Origin of the sequence: Aetokthonos hydrillicola CCALA 1050 (assembly GCF_017591665.1) — a bacterium.
GTDB lineage: Bacteria > Cyanobacteriota > Cyanobacteriia > Cyanobacteriales > Nostocaceae > Aetokthonos > Aetokthonos hydrillicola.
The window spans coordinates 1-19,631 of the sequence record NZ_JAAKGC010000109.1 but is presented as its reverse complement, the minus strand read 5'-3'; the positions used below and the strand labels follow the sequence as shown (position 1 = coordinate 19,631).

The 19,631-nt window shown below is 42.6% G+C and carries 27 protein-coding genes; 9 read left to right on the top strand and 18 right to left on the bottom strand.

Annotated features, from left to right (window positions below; genetic code table 11):
- Positions 1-1,619, top strand: a 1,619-nt coding sequence (locus G4P69_RS31370; protein WP_208344088.1) for a hypothetical protein, incomplete at its 5' end; no start/stop codon positions are given.
- 403 nt (positions 1,620-2,022) lie between these two features.
- Here G4P69_RS31370 and G4P69_RS31365 read toward each other — a convergent pair.
- The 5 genes from G4P69_RS31365 to G4P69_RS31345 are packed head-to-tail and all read right to left on the bottom strand — an operon-like array spanning position 2,023 to position 3,954.
- Complete coding sequence (locus G4P69_RS31365; RefSeq protein ID WP_208344087.1) at positions 2,023-2,463, bottom strand: hypothetical protein; 441 nt, start codon at positions 2,461-2,463, stop codon at positions 2,023-2,025.
- Positions 2,460-2,768 (bottom strand): hypothetical protein, encoded by a 309-nt coding sequence (locus G4P69_RS31360; protein WP_208344086.1) that lies wholly within the window; start codon positions 2,766-2,768, stop codon positions 2,460-2,462. The genes G4P69_RS31365 and G4P69_RS31360 overlap by 4 nt, the downstream gene beginning before the upstream one ends.
- A gap of 1 nt (position 2,769) precedes the next feature.
- On the bottom strand, positions 2,770-3,273 hold the full coding sequence (locus tag G4P69_RS31355) for a hypothetical protein (protein WP_208344085.1): 504 nt from the start codon (positions 3,271-3,273) through the stop codon (positions 2,770-2,772).
- A 2-nt stretch (positions 3,274-3,275) separates the two neighbouring features.
- Entirely contained in the window at positions 3,276-3,467 is a 192-nt protein-coding gene (locus G4P69_RS31350) for a hypothetical protein (protein ID WP_208344084.1), read from the bottom strand.
- A 1-nt stretch (position 3,468) separates the two neighbouring features.
- Positions 3,469-3,954 carry a hypothetical protein gene (locus G4P69_RS31345; protein WP_208344083.1) on the bottom strand — a complete coding sequence of 162 codons (486 nt, stop codon included), beginning with the start codon at positions 3,952-3,954 and terminating at the stop codon, positions 3,469-3,471.
- Between the two features lie 9 nt (positions 3,955-3,963).
- Between G4P69_RS31345 and G4P69_RS31340 the strand changes: the two genes are divergently transcribed.
- Positions 3,964-4,350 (top strand): hypothetical protein, encoded by a 387-nt coding sequence (locus G4P69_RS31340; protein WP_208344082.1) that lies wholly within the window; start codon positions 3,964-3,966, stop codon positions 4,348-4,350.
- Here the strand turns inward: G4P69_RS31340 and G4P69_RS31335 are convergent, their stop codons facing one another.
- From G4P69_RS31335 to G4P69_RS31305, 7 genes are all read right to left on the bottom strand, one after another.
- Positions 4,351-5,109 carry a hypothetical protein gene (locus G4P69_RS31335; RefSeq protein ID WP_208344081.1) on the bottom strand — a complete coding sequence of 253 codons (759 nt, stop codon included), beginning with the start codon at positions 5,107-5,109 and terminating at the stop codon, positions 4,351-4,353.
- Between the two features lie 118 nt (positions 5,110-5,227).
- On the bottom strand, positions 5,228-5,896 hold the full coding sequence (locus G4P69_RS31330; RefSeq protein WP_208344080.1) for a hypothetical protein: 669 nt from the start codon (positions 5,894-5,896) through the stop codon (positions 5,228-5,230).
- Positions 5,897-5,906: 10 nt separating this feature from the next.
- Positions 5,907-7,106, bottom strand: coding sequence for a hypothetical protein (locus G4P69_RS31325; protein ID WP_208344079.1), 1,200 nt, complete (start codon positions 7,104-7,106; stop codon positions 5,907-5,909).
- A 174-nt stretch (positions 7,107-7,280) separates the two neighbouring features.
- Entirely contained in the window at positions 7,281-7,751 is a 471-nt protein-coding gene (locus G4P69_RS31320; RefSeq protein WP_208344078.1) for a GNAT family N-acetyltransferase, read from the bottom strand.
- Positions 7,705-8,127: a hypothetical protein gene (locus G4P69_RS31315; protein WP_208344077.1), complete on the bottom strand. Its 423-nt coding sequence runs from the start codon at positions 8,125-8,127 to the stop codon at positions 7,705-7,707. The genes G4P69_RS31320 and G4P69_RS31315 overlap by 47 nt, the downstream gene beginning before the upstream one ends.
- 37 nt (positions 8,128-8,164) lie before the next feature.
- The gene (locus tag G4P69_RS31310; RefSeq protein ID WP_208353501.1) at positions 8,165-8,947 is read right to left on the bottom strand and encodes a hypothetical protein; all 783 of its coding nucleotides are present in this window, start codon (positions 8,945-8,947) and stop codon (positions 8,165-8,167) included.
- The gene (locus tag G4P69_RS31305) at positions 8,859-11,096 is read right to left on the bottom strand and encodes a hypothetical protein (RefSeq protein ID WP_208344075.1); all 2,238 of its coding nucleotides are present in this window, start codon (positions 11,094-11,096) and stop codon (positions 8,859-8,861) included. The genes G4P69_RS31310 and G4P69_RS31305 overlap by 89 nt, the downstream gene beginning before the upstream one ends.
- Positions 11,097-11,166: 70 nt before the next feature.
- Between G4P69_RS31305 and G4P69_RS31300 the strand changes: the two genes are divergently transcribed.
- From G4P69_RS31300 to G4P69_RS31290, 3 genes are all read left to right on the top strand, one after another.
- The gene (locus G4P69_RS31300) at positions 11,167-11,430 is read left to right on the top strand and encodes a helix-turn-helix domain-containing protein (protein WP_208344074.1); all 264 of its coding nucleotides are present in this window, start codon (positions 11,167-11,169) and stop codon (positions 11,428-11,430) included.
- Between the two features lie 108 nt (positions 11,431-11,538).
- Positions 11,539-11,697, top strand: coding sequence for a hypothetical protein (locus G4P69_RS31295; protein ID WP_208344073.1), 159 nt, complete (start codon positions 11,539-11,541; stop codon positions 11,695-11,697).
- Between the two features lie 29 nt (positions 11,698-11,726).
- Positions 11,727-12,128, top strand: a complete 402-nt coding sequence (locus tag G4P69_RS31290; RefSeq protein ID WP_208344072.1) for a hypothetical protein — start codon at positions 11,727-11,729, stop codon at positions 12,126-12,128.
- Here G4P69_RS31290 and G4P69_RS31285 read toward each other — a convergent pair.
- The 5 genes from G4P69_RS31285 to G4P69_RS31270 all read right to left on the bottom strand — a co-directional run bounded on the left by G4P69_RS31285 (position 12,091) and on the right by G4P69_RS31270 (position 14,431).
- Complete coding sequence (locus G4P69_RS31285; RefSeq protein WP_208344071.1) at positions 12,091-12,435, bottom strand: hypothetical protein; 345 nt, start codon at positions 12,433-12,435, stop codon at positions 12,091-12,093. The genes G4P69_RS31290 and G4P69_RS31285 overlap by 38 nt on opposite strands.
- 87 nt (positions 12,436-12,522) lie before the next feature.
- A complete protein-coding gene (locus tag G4P69_RS40125; protein WP_279606322.1) occupies positions 12,523-12,651 on the bottom strand; it encodes a hypothetical protein in 129 nt (42 codons plus the stop codon).
- 59 nt (positions 12,652-12,710) lie between these two features.
- On the bottom strand, positions 12,711-13,421 hold the full coding sequence (locus tag G4P69_RS31280; RefSeq protein WP_208344069.1) for a BRO-N domain-containing protein: 711 nt from the start codon (positions 13,419-13,421) through the stop codon (positions 12,711-12,713).
- Between the two features lie 61 nt (positions 13,422-13,482).
- On the bottom strand, positions 13,483-13,980 hold the full coding sequence (locus G4P69_RS31275) for a hypothetical protein (protein ID WP_243902561.1): 498 nt from the start codon (positions 13,978-13,980) through the stop codon (positions 13,483-13,485).
- 109 nt (positions 13,981-14,089) lie between these two features.
- A complete protein-coding gene (locus G4P69_RS31270; protein ID WP_243902560.1) occupies positions 14,090-14,431 on the bottom strand; it encodes a helix-turn-helix domain-containing protein in 342 nt (113 codons plus the stop codon).
- 195 nt (positions 14,432-14,626) lie between these two features.
- On the opposite strand from G4P69_RS31270, the gene G4P69_RS31265 reads away from it, so the two are divergent.
- Positions 14,627-14,995, top strand: coding sequence for a hypothetical protein (locus G4P69_RS31265; RefSeq protein WP_208344068.1), 369 nt, complete (start codon positions 14,627-14,629; stop codon positions 14,993-14,995).
- Positions 14,996-15,151: 156 nt separating this feature from the next.
- On the opposite strand, the gene G4P69_RS31260 is transcribed toward G4P69_RS31265, so the two are convergent.
- Entirely contained in the window at positions 15,152-15,361 is a 210-nt protein-coding gene (locus G4P69_RS31260; RefSeq protein ID WP_208344067.1) for a KTSC domain-containing protein, read from the bottom strand.
- Between the two features lie 24 nt (positions 15,362-15,385).
- On the opposite strand from G4P69_RS31260, the gene G4P69_RS31255 reads away from it, so the two are divergent.
- The 3 genes from G4P69_RS31255 to G4P69_RS31245 all read left to right on the top strand — a co-directional run.
- Positions 15,386-16,699 (top strand): fibronectin type III domain-containing protein, encoded by a 1,314-nt coding sequence (locus G4P69_RS31255; RefSeq protein ID WP_208344066.1) that lies wholly within the window; start codon positions 15,386-15,388, stop codon positions 16,697-16,699.
- A complete protein-coding gene (locus G4P69_RS31250; protein WP_208344065.1) occupies positions 16,692-19,271 on the top strand; it encodes a hypothetical protein in 2,580 nt (859 codons plus the stop codon). Before G4P69_RS31255 ends, G4P69_RS31250 begins: the two co-directional genes overlap by 8 nt.
- Before the next feature lie 44 nt (positions 19,272-19,315).
- Positions 19,316-19,631 (top strand): hypothetical protein (locus tag G4P69_RS31245; RefSeq protein WP_208353499.1); only part of this gene is annotated, 316 nt, incomplete at its 3' end.

Genomic DNA, 19,631 nt, shown 5'->3' with positions numbered 1-19,631 from the left:
AATACTGTACTCTCGCCACCAAACCTTGCACCCTAATAACTGTACCATCATGGTACGCGAATATACCAAAAAATGCCAAGATGATTCCTGGAAGTGGATTGACCAGGACTATTGCCAGCATCTTGGGTGCCTCTTTGTGTGGGTGTGCTGCGCTTTTTAGTAGTAGGGGATTGAAGGAGTTAGAAATACCACAACTGGATCAAGCCACGAACAAGTTGCTGGAGGAAGAGGAACTTGAGAAGGTGGCGATCGCATCCAAGATGCGGGTGGAGGATTTCCGGCGGGAGTTGAACGATGGTTACGCTTACCTTCATTTGGAAAGAAACCCTCACCTAGTGGAGGAATTAACCAAAGTACCAAAACCTGAGAGTGCTTTAGAGCACTCTCGAATTGACCAGGAATCACCTGTAATTGAAGCTGCACTCCTAACAGTGGAAACCAAGATACCACAAGCAATCCAGATGATACTGGATAGTGATTTAAAGCAAATCGTAGACGCAGGCATTATCAATTTAGTAGGTGCACAAGGTTCAGGGAAAAGCACCACTAGTTGCATGATGCTCAGGTATCGCGTGTGGCGATCGCACAGACTCGTTATCGTAAATCCCCACAAAAGAAAGTCCATGTATCGGGGACTAGAAGCACACCTTGAGCCTGGTACTACTTTTTATGGTGTGGGGATGGGGGACGAAGGGAGAGCCACTAGCTTGATGAATGGGCTGGAGAAAGTATTAGCTTTAATAGGGAAAAGGTACGACGAGTATCAGCACCTTGATGAAAACCAGTACAACCATTACCCAATAACGATTCTACTTGAGGAGTGCGCGGAGTACGACGGCTTGCTGAGCATATTCAATCGCCCACCTAATAAGGCAACTGGGGATGAAGGATTTAGCGCTAAGAAGTATTTAACAAACTTCTGGAAGAAACTATTCATTGCTTCTCGCAAGGGGAATTGCTTCGTTATCAGGACTATTCAGAGTGACACTAACACTACGAATGGTACCGAAGGACTAGCTGAGCTAATCAAGTCCTCTGGCGCATGTACCCTCACCCAGTTTTCGGTTCCTGATGGGGAATGCATTGGCGGCTGGCGCTCGACGGGTGAGGGGGAAATAAAAATCCCCAACCAAAAATACTTTGATTCAGAGGGAAACACTCTAGATGCTAATCCTGTAAAAGTGCCAACATACTGGGACTATGCAACTGCGATAAAAGACGTTACTGACTTTTCTGACCTGATACCACCCAGTATCGAACCAGTATCACTACCAGAACCACAGCCAGAAAACCCAGAAGACTTATGGGAAAGGGCTATTGAGCATTTGAAAAGAAGCTTTGCTACCGATACCAACACCAAAAGTACACCTTTTCCCCCAAAAAGCGGGGAAGTTCCCGATACCAAGAATCACTTGGAAACAGTGGAAACGAAGGTATTTAAAGGGGAACAAAGATACACGCCTGATTCCTTATCAAGGGAGGAATTGCTCACCAAAATTAGATCTATGCTCTCATGTGGTGATTCCCAAACTAAGATAATCGAGAATCTCTGGAAAGTCGAGAAAAATCGCTCTGGCTGGAAACAGGCTTACAAAGAGTTTAAAGAATTAAATTTATGAGAATATCAACATTCGTTTACGCTGATAACTGGCGGCGTACGCGCGCTCTTACTTATAAATTACTTCCACGTTGCACGCAAAATCCTTTTCATAAAGCAACCGTGATTCATCATTTGAAGTACAAGCGATCATTCGTTAGGAGAGTGCTAGGGATATTTCTCCTGCATCCTCCCAAGAAGTCAGTAAGTTCTTTTGAAATTCCGGGGTGGGACTGTATTCCTTTATGTAATGTTTGCCATGAAAATAGTTATGGCAGAACTAGCAACAAGAAAAGTGTTCACTACACTGGAGTGTGGAAACAGAGAGGCGAACTCGACAACCATAATGTTACTTGGTTCGCATGGAAACTGAGAATACAGTTTTGGTTATGGGCGTTCATCTTTTTATTGATAAAATAGCCTATTCAAACCGTTCCACTATTATTTTGAATAGGATTGATATTTAGATTAATAGTTAAATTAAACGTCAAGTCAAATACTAATGGTACTCTGATTGGCTGCACATTTTGCTGTGATTGCACCACATATGGAGATTGAATATTTTGTGGTTGTGATGGTTGAGTTAAAGCAGCTTGTTGCAATTGCTTTATTTGTTCCATCATTTGCGCTACTTGCTGTAATTGATTTGGTAGCACTTGTCCATTCATTGAAGCTTGCTGTGGCTGCTGTTGTGGTGTATACATGGGTCTTTCGGTGTCACCAGGAATAATAGGTACTTGGGTAGGATCTTCAAAGCCAGGATACATCTGGGCAATAACAAAATCTCCCTCGGTCATAGATTGAGATGCGGGATTGTAGCGCGGTCGCCCAAATATAATATGTGGGTTAGGGTTGTCTTGGTTCATAACGAGAAATCATCTCCCAGTCTAGCGGGGTTTTGAAGACGAGATATTGATTTGGTTTTTTGATAATCAGGTGTAGATGCCGTTGGTAGATCCTTTGGTATTCCGCCTGGGAAAACTGTATCCAATTCCTTACGAATCCTTAATACAGCCAACTCATGTTCGCAATACCCCCCAGCAGCGCGAATTCCTTTAAAACCTGTTGACCAGTTTGAAGCAATCTGGTTGCTGAGCGCTTCTGCCGATACATTGCTTGTTCTTTGGGCGCTCGCATCTGGGCAATTGCATACAGGTTTTTTAAATGCCATATCAGTACTCACCCCCATACATGGTAACAATTATAGGAGAGGTTCCTGCTGCTACTGTTAGGGCAAACCCCCACTGGATTGACCGATCAGGGGAATTGATTCTTAGTCCTTGAAATTGCTGTAACCCCGTTCCCGCTCCTGCTTGGGGTACAGGGAAAAGGATATTTTTAAGTGGCATTGAATAAGAGGGGAGTTCAGCAGTTGTCGAAACTGTTGCACTAGCGATCGCCCTTTGCGCCGCTTTTCTCCATTTGGGGGTTGTGTCGCTGATAAATTTATAAAATAACAAAACTGTAGTTGCTGCGGTGTTCCCAGTCAGCTGAATATCAATATGTTCTATTAATGCTCCATTTCCTTGCGCATAATCAGCGGTGGGGTCGTAGGCAATAATAGGGGTTGTTCCTGGGTTGTCAGCAGTACACACTTGGTTGGTGAGATCGACAGGGACACCAATAATCCCCATTGTTTGGATGAATGCGGGTGAAGTGTTAGGTGCGTCGGCCATTATTAACCTACTTGACTTTTTATATAGTCTTCAACAACTTGAGTAACAGCAACAACCCACGCTTGTTTTATTTTCGTTGGCAAGTCTTTCCAAGTGGGCACAGGGTCACCCATAGAATCTTGAAAGTTGGTTGTTTTACCATAAGCTTGGTAAGCATTAAGAGCAAGTTTTTCAAAGTCTGTTTTGGTAGTCATTTCAAGCGCAGTGTAAAGATAAGTAAATGCGATCGCTCACACAAGTATCAGCAGCCCCTGGCGGTGCAAGCACGTATTCACTACCTAAATTAGTAAACATGTAAGCAGCTGCATCTGGGCGACGGAGATTAGGAACATTCAACTGAAAAGCCAAATCATCACAGGCTTTAAGATAAGCTTCACGATTTTTCTTAAGCACATCATCAATAGTGATGGTGCGGGTTTGCCTGTTTACATCACCTATAATTTGCTGAAACTGACTAAAAACAATGCTATCGGTTGGGTCAGTCATTCTAAACAGCTTGTCACAGCGTTTTACCAGATTAACAATTGTTGGTCCGATTGAACCATGAATACTGTTGTTGTTAAGCAGTGAATCCACATGAGTGTGGAATTGTTGCAACGTAGCAGGATTAAGGGCTCTAGGGCGGTCATAGCCTAAGTGCGATGCAATGCGATCTTTAAGGTTTGTGGGTAGTGTTGGCATTTTGGTTAAATGGATGCCATAAATGATACAGAAATTTTATTAGTTATGTCGGCTTTAGATTCACAATTCGCAATTATAACTGTATTGCAAGGTAAACTACGGGACGCGATCGCCAGTGGTGACTGGAGCGTAACAGAGCAGTGGAATAAGAATCTTGCGATCGCAGGTGATGTTTTTGGTAAATTAATAACCCAAGAGGAAATTATGAGCTTAAAGGATAAGATTGATACATTAACCGCTGCTATTACAGACAGGGATAAGCAAATAGAGCAATTGAAGCAGAATCAAACTGAGTTACAAGATGCAGAAGCAGCAGCTGATAAAGCTATTTCTGATTTAAAGCTAACACCTCCGAATAGTACTACACCTGCCACACCAGTAGTAGCAGCACAATAACTATTGGCAAAAATCTAACATTTGAGCGAATTCTGCCCAAGGGAAGCTTTCGTGTAAAGCAGTTAATCGCATAGTAAAGTTTTGGGAATCTTCATAGCTTCCACGCTCAGTCCTCCTTTCCTCTTCAATGAGTTTTCCTAGCCCTTTATTCTTGCTCTTAGCTAGCAATTCCATATCGGCACGAACGTCGGCGGGAGTTTTTTCTCCTTTGCGCGACCAAGGGTAGGAGGGAATAAATTTTTCTATAAGAAAGTTTTTAATCTCTGTCCACGATGCACGATTAACCGCCAGTAAATCAGTACTGGGTGCATCTGCTGGGGCTTGCTCCTTGAGTACTAAATCTTGTCCTTTAACAGGATAACGACGAAATGCGCCGTCCCCCACTTTGTTGACGTAGTAGATGCCATCAGCGTTTAAATCGCCGGTCATTCTAACAAAGCTTTTAAGCTTCTCGCACCAAAATTCCCTTTTGTCCCCCGGTTCCCAAGGGAATGGATTGGGTGGTTTTATTTCTGCGGGTTGTTGAATTTCAACTTGTATTTCTACTGTATCAGTTGTTTTCATGGTATCAGGTTTTACATAAGCACCATCAATTAAGTATAGGTTGCCATCAAAATCAGGGATTTTTTCAGGCAGATTCCAACCTTTTTGAGCCAAAAGTTTAGACGCAGCCACCCTTTCAATGTCGGGTGGGAGTGCGTCTAACTTTTGTTCTTCTCGCCAAGTTTTGATGTAGGCGATCGCATCTTTTAAATCCATGAAGAAAAAAGGAAAATGGAAAGAGGAAAAAGGAAGATAGATTGTAAATTTTGTATAAAATTTTAATCAATTTACATATTATTTCATCCTTTTTCCCTTTTCCTTTTTCCGTTTTCCTTCATCCTGGCATTGCAGGCAGATCAAGACTCCAAGGCTTAATTGCATCGCCATCAATCCGATAAATGATCGATGCATAAATATAAGCAAGTGCCCCAGATAAAGATAAAGCTATCCCGTTACCCGCCGCACTGTTACCTGCATTTGACACGGTAATTTGTAACGTCATCGCAGAACCAGATACTGTTTGGATCAATGATGGGGAAGATTGATCCGCTTGTCCTGATTGTCTTTGTAGCACAGCACTCGCGTTAGGAGTGTAAGAGCTGCTGGCGCAAGTGATTACAGGCGCGACGACTGTGTGCGTTGTTCCTGATGTAGGGCTGACTTTTAGGTTTTCTCCAGTTGTTCCAATAATAGTACATCCTTTGGGCAAATCAATTTCATAGATGGAAGCATCGCCAAGAGTAGGTGTTCTTGGTAAACGAAAATCTACCCGTTGAATTTGTGCTCCTACTGGAAGTTGTAGAGGAATATCCGGGTATTGGGATAATTGCGTATTCGGTTTCACGTAAGGAACAAGCAATGGAATTGCATTTTGCAGTGTGCTGGTTAATTGTGCTCGCGCATATTGCCAGATAAATCTTCCCCCATTTGGGGCGTTAATAATTTGCGTTGACGTTTTTTGGGGGTTGGGAAGAAAGGTTAAACTACCAGTACTTATCGACATTTTATCACCTTTAGTTTGCGTAAGTCCGACCAACAATGATGAAATCATCATTCAACTTCGACAAGCCCATGAATGCTTGCCAAATGACGATGAGGAAGCGGTTATAATCATCATTTAAGTTGCGCTTGATTTTTACTGGGATACCATCCATTGGATCTCCACCAAAGATTTCACCAATAGCATGAGCACCAAAGAAATAGCCAGGATAAGCAGTTCGAAGCTGGCTACCAGTTGCACTACCGTCTGTAGTGCTGGTGTAAGTCAAGCTCACTTGTTTTAAAGGAATGTTGTTGGTCACCCAAATCCTGAATTGGTTGTATACATATCCTCCAGGCAACCCATTTTGAGATGGTCCAGGCAAAGCTTGGTTGTAGTAAGGCATAAACCCTGGTATGTTGGGTTGCGCTACATAGTTAATATCAGTTGGTGGCATTGCACCAGGACCATACAACCATTCTTGGCTTGCCATGATCATTGGCACTGAATAATAAGCCGAGGATGTGACAATTTCCCTAAATCGTGTATCTTGCCTTAAGTGTGTCCACATTCTAGGGTGAATGAGGGCGTGATAGAAGTTATCAGGAAAGGTAGGAGCGCGGTTGATCACCAGCTGCTCAAGAATGCTGTCTAGGTCAGCAACACTAAATTTAGGTGGTCCACTGGCATAAGTACCACCGTCAGGAACTCCCCCTGGATTGTATTTGTTGGTTCCAGAATCTAGAGCGTTTAAGTAAAATCGGTCAGTTGTTAACCGGAAATCCTGCAAAAGTGTAGTTGCGCCAACACTTGAATGAAATTGTGGCTGAACCAATGGTTCAGCATACCCCATATCCCAGATAAGGCGCTGCTGATATTGCATCGCCGGGATAGAGAAGCGGAAGTTTCCTGGTAATGCAGGGTTGTTGGGGTCACCACCACCAGGACCTGTGATTTCTCTAAGGATAATAGGAACTTTTGTTTTGGGGATTTGACGAGTGTTGCTGGTTCCCAATATTTCAACCTCGCTTCTAGTGCGAGATTCTAAATCCATGTCCCCAGTATCAGGCAGATAACCAAATCTATCCGCCATGTAAACTTGACCAGGACGCAATCTTGGATCTGCTAAAAAATCTGGTTGTGCTGCCCAGCGTGCAATTGTTCCTGCTGTCGGCCTGTAGAGCATTTCCGACAACACGTAAGGGTAATCTGTAAGTGCTAAAGTGTTAGACATATCTCCCAAAAAAAAATAACGCATTTGGGAGGATGAATTCCCATAAAGCTGGGGCTTATTGGACTAGTAGCCCCAGCTTTTTCTTAAGTGTGAAGGAAAAAGGAAGGAGGAAAAAGGAAAAAGGATGAGTAATTAATTTACCTTTTTCCTCTTTCCCTTGAACTTTTTCCTTCGTTAAATAGATTTGTGAAGCAGTATTACAAAGTTATTTGTTGTTGGCTGTACAAAGCAAGGTTGATACCCTAGTTTTGAATACAATCTCAATGCTTTGAAATTATCAGCTAATACTTGTAAGTACAAATCTTTAATATTTAATAGGTGTGCGATCGCCTCCATACAATTCAACAATTTAGCTCCAATTCCTTGGTTTCTGATTTTTGCATCAGTTGCTAAATTGAATAAATAGCAAGCATTTTCTTCTGGCAGAAACGCCATTTCTATTGTTCCCATAATTCCAAAATTGTTGGTAGCAATTAAATTTATGAAATTTGGAAAGTGAAAGCGATCGCACAAACATTGGTACACAGATGGATAGAAGAGAGAGAAAGTTTCAGCTAAAAGGGATGCAATTCCACTCAAATCATCAAGAGTCGCGATTTTAACGAAATAGTCCTGCTGCTCCTTGCATCGCGCTATTGATGGCATTGGCACTAATAGCTGCTCTGTTTTGCAAAGCATTAAGCTGATTGGCGACGTTATTTGCCGCATTCGCCTGAGCGTTTAGAGCCATTGCTCTTTGAGTATTTAGGTTGGCTGCTGTATTTCCTAATCCAGCCCCGTATGCTCCCGATTGCATACTTTGAGCCATATTAGATTGAGCAGCTAAATTTGCATAATGATTTTGTAAAGCTGCTTGCTGATTGGGATCTAATTGTATTCCTGCGGCGCTCAAAGTACTCATAACTGGATCTGTATTCAACCCAGCAGTCGCAACCCTGGCTTGAGCGTTTCCGGCACCAGTATTAAACATTTGTCCTATTGCAGGAAGGGCTGCTGCTGCTACCTGTGGAAGAAATTGCATCGTGTAAATCTCCTGTGATAATTGAGAAGGAAAAAGGTTAATTCAAGCCCATCATTTGGCGTTGTTGAACGTGCGCTCTTTGCATCTGCTGTGCCAGATCGGGCACGCCAGATTTCATCATCGCAATTCGTTGTTTTAAAGCATCAAGTGAACCGTTAGCCTGCCCGCCTGTACCAGGGACTGGTGGCATGGGTGGAATCTGTTGCTGCTGAAACTGTGGTGGTTGAAAGTTGAACTGTGGTTGCTGATAAGCAAAGCTTTGTGTATCTGGCGAACCCATAACGGGATTAACCGTTTTCGATTGCCTCCTGTGCCAAGCTGGGGAATGCTGCCCTCCTGAAGCTTGCATGTAACGTGCTTCATAAGTGTCAAGCAATTTCATGAATTCATCGCTAATCCACTCAAGCGCCCCACCTCCATCAGGCTGAATTGCTCTATTCCAAGTCAAAAATGCCCAATACACAAGGTACTCAGGGTCTGACATAACATAGCAAATGCTATCTAATGTTTGCTGATAAGCATTTATGTCTCCCGCCCAAATATTAGCTGCTTGCACAAACGGCACAAGCATCCCCAAAGTCCGCTCTAATTCCAAGATGTACTCTTGTTGGATTGGGGCGATCGCCATAAAAGGTATCAAGTTATTAATCACTTGATACGCTTGCTCTGCTTCCACATTCAAAGCCGAAGCCGCATTTGCAAATGCTTGGACTTGTTGTTGCAGCCTTGCTTCAAGATTGTTGGTAGGCTGCGAGTAAGGCGCGTAGTTGGTCTGCGTATAAGGGGAGTAGGCTGGGGTCGATGTTGCCAACTGAGCCAAGCGGCGTTCCTGTTCCCCAATTGTTTGTGCCGTTTGCCCCTGGAAGTTCCCCACTGAATAGGGCGAGGCTTGAGCCGTATCCCCCGCTCCCTGTTTGCCCGCTTCCCTGCCCTTCAATGCTTCCACGAAGTTCAGGATTTTCGTAGCCTGATCTATAAAGTCTCCCTGAGAGGGCGTCGATGGGGTTGGTGGGTAGCCCCATGCTGGTGAGGACATCGTTGGTTGGTAAGCTATTGGTGAGGTTCCCTGGATATAGGGATTCATTTATTGTTCCTCCTAAGTTAGAAAGCTGGTTTGCAATATCAGCCAAGGTGAGGGGTGGTTTATCGTCGGCTGGCTCATACTTGGGTTGACCATAGGAAATTTCTTTTTGCAAGGTCAACATTGCTTGTTCAATCAGTTGCGGCAATCCTAGTCGTATTCCCCAAGCCGCTTTGGGGTTTTGTGGGTCAGGAAGTTGCATGAACTGTTGGAATAGCTGTAGTGCTATTTGAATACTATTTGCTGCATTCTCTACTACTCTCGGAGAGAAACCGCTCATAGCATTACGAATTTCTTGGTCGGTCATGTTGGGGTATTGTTTTCTCAGTACCCACTCTTGCGACAAACCATCCTCTCGTTCATTTCTGGCTGCAATACTTCTATCTAGTTCTTCTCTAGTAGTATTCTGAAACACTTCGCGGGTATAGCGCCAAGTGATGGTGCGATCGCCCAGTGGCAAAATCCCAACTGGATTATTAGGGATTTGAATTACCCCTTGCTGTTTCAAGTTCCACAACCCTTGACAAATCTCATCCGTAAGTTGCTCAGGTGAATTTAAGCCAGCAAATTGCTTTGGGTAGTGAGTAACAAGGACAGTGAATAACCAGTTTTTAAATAGTTGCTCTTCTCTCCATAGGATGCGCTCAAGAACTTTTCCTAGCCCTGTATGACCATACAAAGCGTGGGACTTTTTATCAGCAGTATTTTGCACCCGTCCAAATAGGGTTTTAATCTCACCAAAGGTAGTTCCTGATAAAAGCCCTAACGGGTCAACTCCCCCTAATACCCAATGGATCAACTCCCTGATTTGTCGAATCCACAAGTTTTGATCACCACTTACCGCATCTGCTTGGATGAAGGCAAAGCGCTCGGAGTCCCCTACATTACCAAAGATAGTATCAAGGGAACCTTCACTTGTATTTGCTGTCCAAAATCCCAGTGGGGTACGCTGCATTCCCCAACTAGGCACATCTGTGGGGTTTGTACTGCCAGAATAATTGCTTCCTGTTAAGTCGTAGTAACGGTTAGCAGACGCCCAAGTATTTGACCACCCACTGGCTTGTTGCATGACTTCTTGCGCGCTGCGGGTTGTAACTAAGATGGGGTTAGAAAACATCCGCAAGTTCTTATGAGCTTTCTCTACCAGCTGCTCATGAGTTTCTATTAAACTTTGTATCCAATAAAAATCGTCACTCCCTTGTTGCCCCAATTGTCGAGCATTATTGCGAGAAAGCACTATGGGAAGATAGGGTTTAAACGGATTGTCGTACCGTTGCGTCCCTTGTATCCACGAAAACTCTGGAACACCCTGCGGCTCATAACCAGCAAAACTACCAGCATTGAATGCGCCATCAAATTGGGGTTTAGTCATCGTCTCGGATTGTTCCACCCAGTCTTGAGTAACAATAATCCGTACCCAACGCTGTTGTCTTAATGCTATTCCAGGCGTTTCATAATCATAGCTGTAGCGGATGTAACATTTATCGATTTCCCTCCCACCTGGTTTGTAGTAAATTTTAAATTGTGGGTCAGGGTGATTTTGACCACCCACAAAGAATTCTATTCTGTATAAACCTGGGTTTTCTGGGTCAGGCTGAAAGTACCATAGAATCTCCCCTCGACACACAAAGCAGTCCATAATATGGTCAAGCCGATGCAAGAACTGATTGTGCTGCCACAATTGGGTTACGTATTTTAGTCTCGTATCTTGATCATCATCTTGAATAGGTCGAAGTTCAATATTTCCACCACGTACCCCCCATTCCCGCATTTGGGCACAATGAAGGGCAACGGTGGTTGACTCCCCACCACTTTTGCCATCACGGTCTAATACTGCTTTAATGAGAGACTCAAGAGCCACAAGTTCAGTAGAATAACTAATAAACAAAATTAATGGTTACTGCGGTTACAATGCGTAAGAGTTTCTTATTTATATTGAATTGTTTTAAAAATTAAGAATGCAGATAAATAATAATGGTGTAACGACGAAAACTCCTTATAAAGAAGCCTTGACAAGAGTGGGAGAGATCGTTTTGCTCTCGCGTCGTCGTTTGGGAATTGATCAAGAAGGGTTAGCGATCGCGTGCAACCAACTCAAAATGACTTCCTTGACACAGGCTCGTATTAGTGATATTGAGCGCGGTAAAGTGGAGCCAACTTGGCTGGAGGTGGTGGCGATCGCTGATGTAATGGGCAAAGATATTAATGAGTTTCGTGTTTAAAATACGCGCACGCAAAAACCTTTTTTTGTTTCCGTTGACAAAAATGGGCGACCAATCGAAGTCCCCCCAACAATCGCGGAGTAAATTTTAAGTCAAAAAGTTTCGGCTATGAAAGACCAATATGCTGTTGTCAATATTAGTGGAATTAACATTCCGGTTCGTTTAACATCCCAGTCTCGGATGTTAGGCGCAACTCACGCCAAGCTTTATGGATTGGGGAGAAATGCTAGTTTGTTTGGGTTAAGTTCTAGGAGTTTGTTTGGGTAATGGTTAATTGTGGAGATTGTGAGTACTTTGTGGAGCGTCACAATGCTTGTAATGCTTTCCATACTATTAACGAAGATTTGAAGCAAACCAGTTGCGTTGATTTTGAATTGAAAGATAAAGAAAAGCAAAGGCAACGCAATGCAGCATTGCAAGTTCAACAGCCAGAAGTTTATAAATTTTTTGAAACTATCTTTCGTCAAAAAGATTATATCGAATGCAGTTTTAATATAAAACCAAAATATGTTCTATTGTCGTTTAACGTAGCAAGCATAATAGATAAATATTTTTATCAACATTTTTCTAATGATTTATTTAGAGTTGTACGACATACTCATTTAGTAAAAAAGCTTTTTGATTTAGAGATATTGACAGACGCTAAATTGCCAAAGAACTTTATTCAAGTGATTGTTCCGATTGAGGAATTATGGTAGATTGCACATCCAGCACGTCCAAGTTAAACCAATGCGCATCACACATACCAGGCTTGTTAAAAGGGTGATTGTAGACAATCAAGTACATTGGTTTGTCGCCAGACCACTTTTGACCGTCAGGACGGGTATCACCGGGAGTAACCACCCCTTTAAATACAACTTTTCCTTTGGGATGCAAATAAGTTGCAGGTGTTCCGTCTGAGTTATGCGTCCAAACAATCGGTTCAGTGCAAGTGGCGATCGCCTCCAACAACCTTTGTGCTGCGGGTGGAACAGATGAAGCCAAACTTGAATCAAATTCAGGCATAAACTATTATAAAAACCACCTTAACTATAAATTAAAGTGGTTTTGTAAACGCTACATTTAAACTTGTTTTATCTTACCTAAAAGATATTATTTAAACAAGTTTGCAGCAGCACTCATTGCATTGTTAATACCTTGAGAGCTTGTAGCTTGTGCACGTGTCAATGCTTCTAGCTGAGCTTGGGTGATCCGGGCTTGATCTGACTGAGCTTGAGCCACTGGAGTACCACAAATAGTACTGATTATCAAGTTTCCGGGTGAATTGGGTGAAGGGAAAGTTACCTGCTCGTGAACTTGGCTACTTCCCAATAAACGTCTACTAAAGCTTTGTTGACCCGAATAGCGCTCCATTTTTCACCAGTTTTAGCTTGTATCTTTTCGCCCAATAAGGTTGGTCTGACCAATTCTTCTTCAATTGGCACTGATGACTCTCCTAATATGATTTCCATTGTGACGGCGTGTCGGGGATGTTGGCGCGCGATCGCTTTCGCTTTAACTTGGCGTTTTAACTTTTCGTCAACTTGCCCATACATCAAATCAATTACCTGACAAATTTCTTCAGGGCTTGCTGGTAGCTGGGGCGGGGTTGGTTGAGTAATAGGTTGTGTTATGGCTTGGCTTTCTATTTCATACTTACCGGTTTTACGAATGCTGGGGAGTACTTCGTGATAAACCCATCGCTGAAACCGTCTTGCTATGGGCTTGCGTGATTTAAATATTAAACGATACAAACCTGGCTCGTTTACAACCAGCATTTCTTGGTCGCCTCCAGGGGTGTTGACAATGGCAATCCCCTTTTCATCTTGGTCTAGTCCACCATCATGACGAATACTGCCATCTTTTGCTTTGCGCTCCCTACCGTTAACTGCTAGAGAGACGGTTATCCCCAAAATAGTACAAACATCAGCAGCAACCCACCAAGGATCATCTGCTGTACCAACAAACCGAACTTCATGTGTTTCAAATTCAAAAACTGTTAAGTTACTCATGCTTTTACTCCAAAACAAGGAAGAGACGCGCTTTGTTGCGTCTCTGACGATAAGGTTGTTATTACGCTGCTTTGTTGCTTGTTTTGAGGGAATTGCTAGCGACAGCAATAATGGTCAATTGCGCTTGTTCTGGAGTGTTGAGACGAGGACGAAAACTAGAGCCAACGGGTTGAGCAACCCATTTGCGATCGCCCAATGCTTGATAGAAAGTTCCGAGTAAGTGATAGCTTTTCCAAACCCGATACATAGTGCCAAAGTCTGGATCAAAGTCAGAGTCAACTTCAATGGAGTCAAGTGTAGCTACAGCTGCGATAGGTTGTTGGATTGGTGCGATGTCTTGAGCTTGAACTTCGATGTATTCGTTTAGTTCTTCTTGTGCTGTGGCTTGTTCGTCGATTTCTTGGACTGCAATTTCGTTTACACAGTCCTGAGTTTGGGAATGGGTTTCACGAGCAAAAATGTTGAATAGTCCGCACCAGCCCTTGTCTGTGCCGTCTTGACGGGATTGGTAAAACGGGCAGGTAGCGCAGGTAGCGGTTTCTTGAATAGTTTGTGGCATGATTAGAATAGACCTACTAACGGGGTTTGACAAAAGGCGATCGCAAACTTTCGACGGGGAGCAGTCGTCTTTTGTTATGTTCCTATTTTACTAACACTGTTAGTAATAGTCAAGCAATATTTCTAAGTTTTTGAGGAATTTTTACCAACGGACACTCCAGAAAATTTTCGACGCTAATAGAAAGCGCTTGACATATATCTTCTAACTTCTCTAAAGAAATACTAGGCGGCGAATTTCTTCCGCTTGCTTCTGGGTACTCACCGCGCTCTAAGTGTTGGATTAGCTGATAAGCACAGCCTGCACGTTTAGCTAAAGATTGCATGGATTCATCACCGCGCAATGCTTTCAGCTTTGTACCCAACTCTTTGTTCCAACGAATAGACGCAATCAAGTTTTTATCAATAATCATTAATTCATCACCAGGTTCACCAATAGCGTTAGTAGACATCATACACTTTAATCACTAATTTGGTTAGTATAAAAAACCAAAAAACCCCAATTTAAAGTATGACTGGAATTTCTTCGGATCAGATCAATCCATTGTTGAGGGATTCAAGATATCCTCATAATCAATTCAAGGCTATTACTGAGGTAAAAAGTTACTTCGGTCAGTAAAGCTAGAGAAATCGGTATCAGGATAAAAAGTGTGAAAAAGGTTATATCTAGTGTTGTTATCGGATGTTTAGCTACATTTGTTCCTACATCTGTATTTGCAGCAACCATCGTCGTTGCTTCCGATGGTACATTCTTAGGTGTTGTAGATAATAACCTCTATAACACGAACTCAATATGCAATCAATATGGGCAGTATGGCAGTCCCTACGGGATGGGTATTTTCAATAGATACGGAAGATACGGTGGCGAATATTCTCAAATAGGCGCTTACAACGAACGCGCTCAAAAACCACCGCTTTTGATCAAGGACGGTCAACCCATTGCCATTGTCACCAAAAATCCGAATTTTCAGTATCGACTTGACCCAGACTATCTACAACAGATGGCTTGTAGAAACTGAATGATCATGCTTTACCTTCTATGTTACTTTTTGGAGCGATCGCTCTTATATCTCTTGCGTATTAGCATGTTGTAATTAGCACAAATACCTTCTGCTATGAGTGCTGGGGGTGCTGATAAAACGGCAGACAGTGTGTGCCGAATTGCAATAACAAAATTATTCAGCAGCATAGTTGTAACAATTAATAATACAATTGTGCATAAATGTTCCTTTCGATGCTGACGCCATCAACTCCTTGTACACATCTTTGGGAACGTCGAAATACTGAAATTTACTACCAGTAACAAAAACAACCAGTAGGGTTTGGGTCGCCTCGTCGTAACCAATCGCTTTCAACATCGACGATTGAACAGGTGTTAGTTCCATGTGTTTGTTTGTTAAAACAGATACATGGTAAAAAAGTCTGGTTTGGGTCGTCAAGACGATTTTTCTAAAAATTCCAAAATCCCTCAAGTTCCCAAATTGTCACAATTACGGGAAGGCGATCGCGCTTCATTCATTCTCCGTCCCGACAATTCCCTTCTCCCGCATCTCCCTTGCGACGGTATCCAGATCAACGATAATCCTGACTTACGCATCACTGGTAAGGGTGGTCGTCAAGTTGGGGAAAACATACTTTATGATCCAGCACAAGAACTTAACTACCGTAGTCAATACCAGCGCTACTTGCGATCGCTCTGGTACGCTCCCTCTTACACTGAAGAAAAAAACAATAAAATTACCTATTTCTTCTGCTCTTCTAGTTCTCCAACTGGGTATTGGGAGGTTGTTGTAGGCGGTGGTGGAACATACCTCAACTTTGCCCCTCCCGTCTTGACCATCATTTGTCCTAGACCATTTAACTTACAAGACTACGTAGCACTGGACACCGACGGTGAGTCTATTGCTTGGAGCCAACAACAGGGAAGAACAACCATCATTTCTCCGGCGGGTGGAAATGGGAGTTTAAATCCTACGATTGTTATTGTTGGCACTCGTTCACCTTTAGATCCACCAATCTTGCTACTGGCTGAACTGGAGGATAACACCTCGGTTTTCAACTATCTGCTTATCCGCACCACCGTTGCTGAGATTGTAGACGGGATGAGTGGAATGGAATCTGGTTTGGTTGTGGATGGTGGACCACAATTGACCATACCTTGTTCATTCGCTCCTATCCCTGGCACACCCAACACAGCATTTACTTGGAGTTCAGGGACTATCGAAATTACTTGGAATCCTCCACCATCACACTCCTCATGGATTACAGAGTATCGGCTACAACAAGATATTGATGGCAGCTACCAAACAGTTCAGTCGATTTCTCCTACCAACCGTCGTGCCACAGTGGGGCTAGGTAACTATTACCGCATCTTAACAATTTTTAATGTACTAGGACGAGGTTATTCAGCTACAGAATCTTGTCGAATTCGGTTTTCGTCTAACCCGCCTTATGTTGTGTTGGGGTGCGATCGCGTCAATGGTCAAAGCGGTATGGATGGAAAGCTTACCGTTACCCAGTACCCGTTAAGTGTAGTAAATTACTTTGTTCCCAAAGATGAAATTAATGGTCAAAGTGGAATGGATGGAAAGCTTACCGTTACCCAGTACCCGTTAAGTGTAGTAAATTACTTTATTCCCAAAGATGAAATTAATGGTCAAAGTGGAATGGATGGAAAGTTTGTAACAACAATATATAACTTGACTGGGGGTATAGTTGGTTAAATTATCTGGGAAAGTCCGAATTGAATTTACTGATTTAAGCGGACGAGAGACGCGATCGCCTATTGAACAAAATAATTTAATTTTTAATCAAACTTTGCTTGATATATTAAGCAGTGAACCTAAAAATGTATTTTATTTTAACGGTGGATTTACAACAATTGGAATACTAACTGACAATACAAACCCTACTCCTAATAATCCAAATCCAACTGGAGAATTAGCAAGAGGTTACGTGCCAAATGGTGCAACATCGCCTATATGGTACGAGTCAATCACACCGAATTTTGGTCAAATCCAAAATAGAATTGACTCTGTTACTGTACCACGCACTTTTAATAGTGTTGGTATAGTTGCAGGCACTAAATATCTTTGCCGAACGTTACTAACAATACCTTGCACACAAAATGCATTTGAAGTTTTAAATATATACTATCAAATTCAAGTTGAAAATACAACCGGACAAAGATTATCAGCAAGATTCACGCGTGATTTTGGTGGTAAATTATTTAACGCTAAAAATTGTTATCATTACGTTTTAGGAACTTCATATTGTGATGCACCTTTGTCCTCTTATTCTTATATTGATGTTCAACAAGATTTAGGATTAACAGACCTTTCTGCTAGACGGCAATGGAATAACAATACTATTGTCTCTTCCCACTACAAATTCAAGGAATCAAGTTTATTTCAAATTCAGCAGTCTGGTGTTTCTGGAGCAACCGATGAATACATTGGTTGGATTTTTAATTCAATGTTGACTGGGTTGTCAAACCAAAATCAGCCAAGTGCTAATTTTATTGCTGGTAGTAATACAGAAAACACTAGTTCTGCTTATAGAATTTCACGATACAAAACGAAAACTGTTAATATTGACCCAACTAAACCGGTATTTCAACCCCCATTCCAAAAAATTTGGACGCATAAGTCTGGCTTGTCCGTACCTTTTTTTGATGTAAGTAACGCAGCTATTGGCAGCAGTTACCCTACCACGTCTGGCACATGGACAGGAAGATGGCCAGAATTGTACAAGTTTATCATCACTGCAAGTGGGGATATTGGCAGCGCCACGTATCAATTCTCCAAGCGGCTGCATTTAGGATTTAACGGGAATGCTTATAGCGATCGCACCGTCATCTGTCCATTCCGCAATCCCAACACGCCAGCAGCTGTGGGTATGCACGGCTGGAAATATGAAGATAATGATTTGCTTAGGTGGTCCAATACCCAGATAGTGCAGTACGACCAAACAGGTGTCACGCTACTGGATTTAATGAACGGCGCATATCAAAACTGGGACGTAGGCACTACTCCAGCATTACCCGTCACCACCCTACGACAAGTGGCTGTAGACCCCATCAATGGGTTGATTTATTGTGCTTGTCGAAACACAGGATTGTGGGTAATCAACGTTACAACAAACACAGTGAGCAATGTTGTAGGGGCTTATTGTTATGGCGTGGACGTTGGTCAAAGTGGAATAGCATTTGCAATTTTTGAGCGTTCGTTGCGCAAATCAACAGATTGGAGTGTATCTCTCAGTTTTACTTATGCGGGATTAACAGACAGCTATTGGAGCCGCGCCTACTTTCTCAAGGTTGACCCCACTAACAATCAAATAGCAATTGTAATTGATAGCCCCAATAATCCGAGCAACAGTCGGCAAGTGGTGTGGTATGACAGCGGTAGCGCGATCGCCACTACTGGATTTGATAGTTCTGGTGTTTCCCAATGGGCAGCATCTTTAGATGTTTCTGATACTGGTAGCTTTTGGGCAATCTACAATTACAAATTATCTTTTGGCAATGCTAGCACTACAAGTATTGCAACTCCTCCAACCCAAAATATTAACCACAGCGTTTGGGGGCAGCAAAATTTATACAAAATAGCTTTTTACAATAGCTTTTTGATTGCCACTGGAGCGATCATAAATTCAGGAAATGTCTCTCAAAATAGCTATACCAGCCTTGGTTCATCCGCAACTGTATTGCATATGCAAGGCGGAATTACATTACTTAGTAATGCATTAAGGCAGTTATTTACCGACAACAGTTATTGCTACGAAAACTATGGGTGGAATGGTAGCAGATGGGTATTAAACGGGACTGGCTCAAAAGCAACTCACACCGATGCACAAGCATTGATTGAAGGACTGCAAATTGCATGGGTGAGAGGAGCTACACCACCTTATTTCCAATCAGGAGATTTTTACACTCAGGGAATCCTTAATGGTACGTGGAAGGACAACGCGACCACTATTTACTTTGAAAACTTTTATTACACACGTCCGGTTTATTTTGATGTAGCTGTTCCTAGTAGCGTGACAGTACCCATTGGACTAACTTACACACTACCAGCAACCAGCGACCCCACATTTTACTTGATTGAAACTGATTCAATCAATGAATTGGCAAGTTTTACCCTTAATGGGAATCCAGTACCCACTATTTATGTCAACGGCGAAGCTCCTGGAGCAGGAGAAGTGTCAGTAAACGGAGCTACGGGAGTTGTAACTTTTAATGCTGCTAATCAGGGTCATACATTTGCTGGCACTTATGCATGGATTGGCAGTTAAATAACCACTTACAATAAAATGAAACTTTTACACTGAGGCAAACGTTGAGTAACCTACCCGCACAATACCAAGCCTTACCAGGATACAACACTGTATATAGCGATAGTGAGTTGAGGCAGGCGATCGCTTTAATAGACTTACTGAAAATTACTACCATATCTACCACCACTGGTGGTTCCTCAGGGATAATTGACACAGGTAGTGGTAGCACTACATCGGCTACAACACGAACAGTTGCAGCCACCGACTCACCTGAAGTAGTGGCAATTGGGCAGGTGCGCGATCGCCTACCTTCAACTTTAGGTCCCAAATCTTCAACTAATAGCACATCAGTCGTACTGGCAAGTGACCAAACAACTA